Genomic DNA, 6,779 nt, shown 5'->3' with positions numbered 1-6,779 from the left:
CCATATAACACCCAAGCAATTTGCGTCGAAAGGCCAGATTGCGGTGTGTGAAGACGAAATGAACCGAAAGTTCGACGCTCACAAACACCGAAAGCTATCACATACCCAATTTGCTGAAGCGAGGCATAAGCCACGACTCAGTACCCGAATTTCTTGACGACCATAGAGCATTGGAACCACCTGATCCCATCCCGAACTCAGCAGTGAAACGATGCATCGCCGATGGTAGTGTGGGGTTTCCCCATGTGAGAGTAGGTCATCGTCAAGATTAAATTCCAAAACCCCTGTTTGCTAACGCAAACAGGGGTTTTGTTTTGGGCGGTCGAAAAGTTGACGTGGCCACGTCTCGCTTTTCAGGCGTTAAATTCTCGGCTTTCTATGCAATGACCCTGCGCATGGCTATCATGCGGGCCTCATTGTGAGGCGATACTTGCATGCTGACGTTGTTAGAACTTCTGAAAGATGGCCGATTCCACTCCGGAGAAGCACTTGGCGTGGCCCTGGGTGTCAGTCGCAGTGCTGTCTGGAAGCAGCTCCAGCACCTTGAGGCGGAATTAAATCTGCCCATTCATAGGGTTCGTGGAAAGGGCTATCAGTTGGCCTCCCCACTGGTGTTCCTGAGCGCTGAAAAAATTGCACTGAGCGCGCCTTCTCTGGCGTGGCCTATTCAAATTTACAACTCTATTGATTCCACAAATGCAGAGGCTCTACGTCTTGTTGATGCGGGACGTGCGGCGCCCATCCTGGTGCTTGCGGAGCAGCAAACAGCGGGAAGGGGGAGGCGCGGCCGAAAATGGGTCAGTCCATTTGCACAGAATGTTTATTACAGCCTCGTGCTGCGTATCGAAGATGGCCTGCGGCAGCTGGAAGGCTTGAGTCTCGTTGTTGGCTTGGCGGTTATGCAGACTTTGCGTGAGTCAGGTGTGCAGGAGGCTGCGCTGAAGTGGCCAAATGATGTCCTTGTGGGGCAGAAAAAAATTGCCGGGATTTTGCTGGAGTTGGTAGGAGATCCTGCTGATATTTGCCATGTTGTTGTCGGAATAGGCATCAATGTGAATATGCACAAAGCCGATGCTGTCGACCAACAGTGGACCTCGATGCAGCTTGAAACGGGCGTACCAGTTGATCGGAACGTGTTGGTCGCGCGGCTGGGGCTGCAGTTGCAAGGCTACCTGGCGCGGCACAAAGCTGAAGGTTTTGCGGCTCTTCAGGGGGAGTGGGAGCAGGGGCATGCGTGGCAGGGGCGGCAAGTCTCTCTCATTGCTGGAGTTAATCAGGTTGATGGTGTGGTGCTGGGCGTCGACCATCAAGGGGCGTTGCGTTTGAATGTTGATGGTGTTGAGAAAATATACAGCGGTGGTGAGTTAAGCCTGAGGTTGCGTGATGATTCTTGAGCTCGACTGTGGGAATAGCTTTATCAAATGGCGTGTACTTGACACGGATCGGGCGGATGTTTCGGCGGAAGGTATCGTTGGTTCGGACAGTGCTTTGATTGATTGCTTGGAGTTGCTCCCAGGCTTGTTGCTGACGCGTTGCCGCTTGGTGAGCGTCAGGGCGCAGGAGGAGACCAACAAGCTGGTCGCGGCCTTGGAGTCGGCTTTTGGCGTCATTGTGTCTTGTGCCTCCTCTGCGCGTGAAATGGCCGGGGTGCGCAACGGCTACGAAGACTTTGAACGTCTGGGGCTTGATCGTTGGTTGGCGATGTTGGGCGGATTCAAGCTGGCTTCAGGCGCTTGCCTGGTCCTCGATTTCGGCACAGCGGCGACTGCGGATTTTATTGGCGCAGATGGTGAGCACCTGGGCGGCTTCATTTGTCCTGGTATGCCTCTCATGCGTAACCAATTGCGTACTCATACCCGCAAGATCCGTTACGACGATGCTGCTGCCGAGAGAGCTCTGGAGCGCCTCTCTCCAGGGCGTACCACGGTGGAGGCAGTCGAGCGTGGTTGTACACTGATGCTCAGGGGGTTTGTACTGACTCAGCTGGAGCTGGCTCGTAGCTATTGGGGTGATAACTTCACCGTATTCCTGACCGGCGGGGATGCGGACCTGGTTTCGGGGGCCGTGCCGCACGCTCGATTCGTTCCTGACCTGGTATTCGTGGGTCTTGCGATGGCGTGCCCTTTATCCTGAGGTGTTTATGCGTTGGTTGTTTCTACTTTTACTTGTCCTCAACGCGTTTTATTACGTCTGGCATCAACAAGAGGCGCCGCTACGGGCCAAGGATGTCACGCCTTTGAGTCTTTATCGGGGAACTCAGCAGGATATTCGTCTGCTGAGTGAGTCTTCTGATGCGGTCGGTCGTAGAGATCGAGCAAAAACCGCCGATGCGCAAAATACGTGTTTGTACATAGGTGGATTTACGGATCAGCGCCAGGCGCAGGCGCTTGAGCAGCGTCTGATTAGCCTGGATATAAAGGCCAAGGTGCAACTGCTGAGCACTCCTGACGCTTCTGGTTATTGGCTTCGCGTGGCGCCTGAAAGTCGGCGATTGGCTGATGATCTGCCCTTTGAAAACCTTGCTAATGAATTCAATGAGTTAAAACATAAAATAATGTTGTGCGAAGGCGTTGCAACTCTCGAATAGTTTGCATAGAATGGCGCCCGCTTCGCAGTGAAGACCTTTAAGGCCTTAGCTGCAAAGCAATCGTCAATGCAGCTAACCTCATAATTTAAATGAGAAAATGCTTGACAGAAGGCCGGCGTGATGTAGAATGCCGGCTCGCTTAGGAGGGGTTCCCGAGCGGCCAAAGGGATCAGACTGTAAATCTGACGTCTACGACTTCGAAGGTTCGAATCCTTCCCCCTCCACCATTTTTAGCGTGAGCTGCAAGCTCCGCGGGTATAGTTTAGTGGTAGAACCTCAGCCTTCCAAGCTGATGATGCGGGTTCGATTCCCGCTACCCGCTCCAAGTTTGCAGGTTGTGCAAGATGTTTCGCTCTTGTAGCTCAGTTGGTAGAGCACACCCTTGGTAAGGGTGAGGTCAGCGGTTCAAATCCGCTCAAGAGCTCCATATGACAAGGCAGATATGAAAATATCTGCCTTTGTTTTAACAGCTGCCTCGGCTTGATACTGTTTTTTCTGGCGCTTTTGTCAGGTGGTTTCAAGTCTGTTGGGGTTGGTTGTTGTAAAGTCTTTTTCAGGTCTGCATAATGGTCGGCCTGATTTTGTTTTAGGTCAGTAGCTCAATTGGCAGAGCGACGGTCTCCAAAACCGTAGGTTGGGGGTTCGATTCCCTCCTGACCTGCCAGATTCGCGTGGTGTATCTGGCTTTCTTTTCACAGGATCTTCATAGATGACTCCTAAGGCTGAAGCTCAAAGCTCTCGTTTCGATCTGGTCAAGTGGCTCGCTGTAGTCGCCTTGGTGGTCGTAGGCGTTGTTGGCAATCAGTATTATTCTGCTTCGCCGATCCTGTACCGTGTACTCGCTTTGCTGGTCCTTGCTGCTGTGGCTGCCTTTGTAGGCCTGCAGACTGCCAAGGGCAAGTCGTTTGCGGTCCTGGTAAAGGAAGCTCGCACCGAAATTCGTAAAGTCGTTTGGCCGACTCGCCAAGAAACCACGCAGACCACGTTGATTGTTGTGGCTGTTGTCCTGGTTATGGCGTTGCTGTTGTGGGGTCTTGATTCCCTGCTCGGCTGGCTTGTTTCCTTGATTGTTGGCTAAGGGTGTCCCGTGGCTAAGCGTTGGTACGTTGTGCATGCTTACTCGGGTTACGAGAAGCATGTTATGCGCTCTTTGCTGGAGCGCGTAAAGCTGGCAGGCATGGAAGATGGCTTCGGCGAAATTCTGGTTCCCACTGAAGAAGTGGTTGAAATGCGGAATGGTCAGAAGCGTAAAAGCGAACGCAAGTTCTTCCCTGGCTATGTGCTGGTTCAGATGGACATGAATGAAGGTACTTGGCACTTGGTCAAGGATACCCCTCGTGTCATGGGTTTCATTGGCGGAACCGCTGATAAGCCTGCTCCTATCACTGACAAAGAGGCGGAAGCAATTCTGCGTCGTGTTGCTGATGGCAGCGACAAGCCTAAGCCGAAGACGTTGTTCGAGCCGGGTGAGGTTGTTCGTGTTACTGATGGTCCGTTTGCTGATTTCAACGGCACCGTCGAAGAAGTTAACTACGAAAAGAGCCGGATCCAAGTGGCTGTGCTCATTTTCGGTCGCTCTACTCCGGTAGAGTTGGAGTTCAGCCAGGTCGAGAAGGTCTAGCTGAATAAGCATCCCAACCCCACAGCCTTAGGCTGTGGGGTTTTGTCGTCACTGGGATAAACGCGCAAGTAACCGGGGAGCCTTTCGAGGCGTCTGAACCCGTAATTGGAGTGCCTCATGGCCAAGAAGATTACCGCTTACATCAAGCTGCAAGTGAAGGCCGCTCAGGCCAACCCAAGTCCACCCGTCGGTCCAGCTCTGGGTCAGCACGGCGTGAACATCATGGAATTCTGCAAGGCCTTCAACGCCCGTACTCAGGGTATTGAACCAGGTCTGCCGACTCCAGTGATCATCACTGTTTATAGCGACCGTAGCTTCACTTTCGAAACCAAGTCGACCCCGGCTTCGGTTTTGCTGAAGAAGGCTGCCGGTCTGACTAGCGGTTCCGCTCGTCCTAACACCGTTAAAGTCGGCACTGTAACTCGTGCTCAGCTGGAAGAAATCGCGAAAACCAAAAACGCGGATCTGACTGCAGCTGATATGGATGCAGCCGTGCGTACCATCGCCGGTTCTGCTCGTAGCATGGGCCTTAACGTGGAGGGTGTGTAATGGCTAAGCTGACCAAGCGCCAAAAGGCTATCGCCGGCAAAATCGAAGCAGGCAAGGCCTACAACTTTGTAGACGCTGCTGCCCTGCTGACCGAGCTGTCGACTGTCAAGTTCAGCGAGTCCGTTGACGTTGCTGTAAACCTGGGTGTTGACCCACGTAAATCCGACCAGGTCGTACGTAGCGCTACTGTGCTGCCTCACGGTACTGGCAAGACTGTACGTGTAGCTGTCTTCACCCAAGGCCCGGCAGCTGAAGCTGCTCTGGCCGCCGGCGCTGATCGCGTTGGTATGGACGACCTGGCTGCCGAAATGAAAGGCGGCGACCTGAACTATGACGTAGTTATTGCCTCCCCGGATGCAATGCGCGTTGTAGGTCAGTTGGGTCAGATCCTCGGTCCACGTGGCCTGATGCCTAACCCTAAAGTCGGCACCGTAACTCCAGACGTAGCTACCGCGGTTAAAAACGCCAAGGCTGGTCAGGTTCGTTATCGCACCGACAAAAACGGCATCATTCACACCTCCGTTGGCAAAGTCGGTTTCGATGCCGTCAAGCTGAAGGAAAACGTTGAAGCCCTGATCGCTGACCTGAAGCGTATCAAGCCTGCTTCCTCGAAAGGTATCTACGTCAAGCGCGTTACCCTGAGCACCACTATGGGCCCAGGTCTGGTCATCGACCAAGGCTCGCTGGACGTATAAGACACAGATTGGCGCGCGAGATCGCGTCAATTGAAAAAATTGGGGTCCCTGCCTGGCGGGGGCTATCCAAGACCGTAGGCGACGCAAGTCTTAAACCTCCAGCCTACGCAGATGGTGCTCCCGGTTCCTTACCGAATCAGACACCAAAACGACATCCGGCTTCGGCCAGATGAAACGGTAACAAGCAGGAGTTAAACCCGTGGCAATTAATCTCGAAGACAAGAAGGCCATCGTCGCTGAAGTCAACGAGGCTGCCAAAGCTGCTCTGTCCGCTGTCGTGGCTGATGCCCGTGGTGTGACAGTAGGCGCTATGACCGGACTCCGTAAAGAGGCTCGTGAAGCTGGCGTATACGTACGTGTTGTACGTAACACTCTGCTCAAGCGCGCTGTTGCTGACACTGAATACAGTGTCCTCAACGACGTGTTCACCGGCCCGACTCTGATCGCGTTCTCCAAAGAACATCCAGGCGCTGCTGCCCGTTTGTTCAAAGAATTCGCCAAGAGTCAGGATAAGTTCGAGATCAAGGCAGCTGCGTTCGAGGGCAAGTTCCTCGCAGCTAACCAAATCGACGTACTGGCAACACTGCCGACCCGCGACGAAGCCATTTCGCAGCTGATGAGCGTGATTCAAGGCGCTACCAGCAAGCTGGCTCGTACTCTGGCCGCAGTTCGCGAGCAAAAAGAAGCTGCCGCAGCCTAAGGCTGAGCAACTTCTCTCGCGTATTTTTGTTTATTTCGATGGCCGTGTAGGCCGTCCCCCAATTCAGGAAATACAGCAATGTCTATCTCCCAAGACGATATCCTCAACGCCGTAGCTGAAATGTCGGTTCTGCAGGTTGTTGAGCTGATCAAAGCTTTCGAAGAAAAATTCGGCGTTTCCGCTGCCGCTGCTTCCGCTGGCCCAGCTGCTGCTGCTGCCGTTGTTGAAGAGCAAACCGAATTCAACGTCATGCTGACCGAAGCTGGCGAGAAGAAAGTAAACGTGATCAAGGCAGTACGTGAACTGACCGGTCTGGGCCTGAAAGAAGCCAAGGCTGTAGTTGACGGCGCTCCTGCCGTGGTTCTGGAAGCTGTGTCCAAAGACGCTGCTGACAAAGCCAAAGCTACTCTGGAAGAAGCAGGCGCTAAAGTCGAGCTGAAGTAAGCATCGACCTTGCGTCTCCAGCCCAAGCGTTAAGCTGAAGGCTGATGGCTGGTGGCTCTTGCCACCGGCCTTTTTCCGTTCTTGGCTGTCGACTCGGTCGCCGCCATTAACGCGCTGTAGCCACCCGATGCGGTGGTGCAAACCATGGGGTTTGCGAGATTTTCTGGCTGCTCCCGTCGGAGG

The 6,779-nt window shown here is 53.7% G+C and carries 9 protein-coding genes, 4 tRNA genes and 1 rRNA gene; all 14 read left to right on the top strand.

Annotation, left to right across the window (positions count from 1 at the left end; genetic code table 11):
• The first annotated feature begins 152 nt into the window (after positions 1-152).
• The 14 genes from rrf to rplL all read left to right on the top strand — a co-directional run bounded on the left by rrf (position 153) and on the right by rplL (position 6,596).
• Positions 153-268 (top strand): 5S ribosomal RNA (gene rrf, locus OPU96_RS15450).
• Positions 269-434: 166 nt separating this feature from the next.
• Positions 435-1,394 carry a bifunctional biotin--[acetyl-CoA-carboxylase] ligase/biotin operon repressor BirA gene (birA, locus tag OPU96_RS15445; protein WP_305391614.1) on the top strand — a complete coding sequence of 320 codons (960 nt, stop codon included), beginning with the start codon at positions 435-437 and terminating at the stop codon, positions 1,392-1,394.
• Positions 1,384-2,133 (top strand): pantothenate kinase, encoded by a 750-nt coding sequence (locus OPU96_RS15440; protein ID WP_498559301.1) that lies wholly within the window; start codon positions 1,384-1,386, stop codon positions 2,131-2,133. Before birA ends, OPU96_RS15440 begins: the two co-directional genes overlap by 11 nt.
• Positions 2,134-2,140: 7 nt before the next feature.
• A complete protein-coding gene (locus OPU96_RS15435; RefSeq protein ID WP_226455853.1) occupies positions 2,141-2,587 on the top strand; it encodes a hypothetical protein in 447 nt (148 codons plus the stop codon).
• A 142-nt stretch (positions 2,588-2,729) separates the two neighbouring features.
• Positions 2,730-2,814: transfer RNA gene (locus tag OPU96_RS15430), tRNA-Tyr, on the top strand.
• A 24-nt stretch (positions 2,815-2,838) separates the two neighbouring features.
• Positions 2,839-2,912 (top strand) — tRNA-Gly (locus OPU96_RS15425).
• A 26-nt stretch (positions 2,913-2,938) separates the two neighbouring features.
• Positions 2,939-3,014, top strand: a tRNA-Thr gene (locus OPU96_RS15420).
• A gap of 161 nt (positions 3,015-3,175) precedes the next feature.
• Positions 3,176-3,251 (top strand) — tRNA-Trp (locus OPU96_RS15415).
• 45 nt (positions 3,252-3,296) lie between these two features.
• On the top strand, positions 3,297-3,665 hold the full coding sequence (secE, locus tag OPU96_RS15410) for a preprotein translocase subunit SecE (protein ID WP_025857211.1): 369 nt from the start codon (positions 3,297-3,299) through the stop codon (positions 3,663-3,665).
• A 9-nt stretch (positions 3,666-3,674) separates the two neighbouring features.
• A complete protein-coding gene (gene nusG / locus OPU96_RS15405) occupies positions 3,675-4,208 on the top strand; it encodes a transcription termination/antitermination protein NusG (protein ID WP_003176436.1) in 534 nt (177 codons plus the stop codon).
• 117 nt (positions 4,209-4,325) lie between these two features.
• A complete protein-coding gene (rplK, locus tag OPU96_RS15400; RefSeq protein ID WP_003210097.1) occupies positions 4,326-4,757 on the top strand; it encodes a 50S ribosomal protein L11 in 432 nt (143 codons plus the stop codon).
• Positions 4,757-5,452 carry a 50S ribosomal protein L1 gene (gene rplA, locus OPU96_RS15395; protein WP_003232403.1) on the top strand — a complete coding sequence of 232 codons (696 nt, stop codon included), beginning with the start codon at positions 4,757-4,759 and terminating at the stop codon, positions 5,450-5,452. Before rplK ends, rplA begins: the two co-directional genes overlap by 1 nt.
• A 199-nt stretch (positions 5,453-5,651) precedes the next feature.
• On the top strand, positions 5,652-6,152 hold the full coding sequence (gene rplJ / locus OPU96_RS15390; protein WP_016969477.1) for a 50S ribosomal protein L10: 501 nt from the start codon (positions 5,652-5,654) through the stop codon (positions 6,150-6,152).
• Between the two features lie 78 nt (positions 6,153-6,230).
• Complete coding sequence (gene rplL / locus OPU96_RS15385) at positions 6,231-6,596, top strand: 50S ribosomal protein L7/L12 (protein WP_017736673.1); 366 nt, start codon at positions 6,231-6,233, stop codon at positions 6,594-6,596.
• Positions 6,597-6,779: the final 183 nt, after the last annotated feature.

Source organism: Pseudomonas sp. RP-B7, from assembly GCF_059803535.1.
Note: the sequence above shows the minus strand (reverse complement) of the source record. Positions and strands in the feature narration are given on the sequence as shown.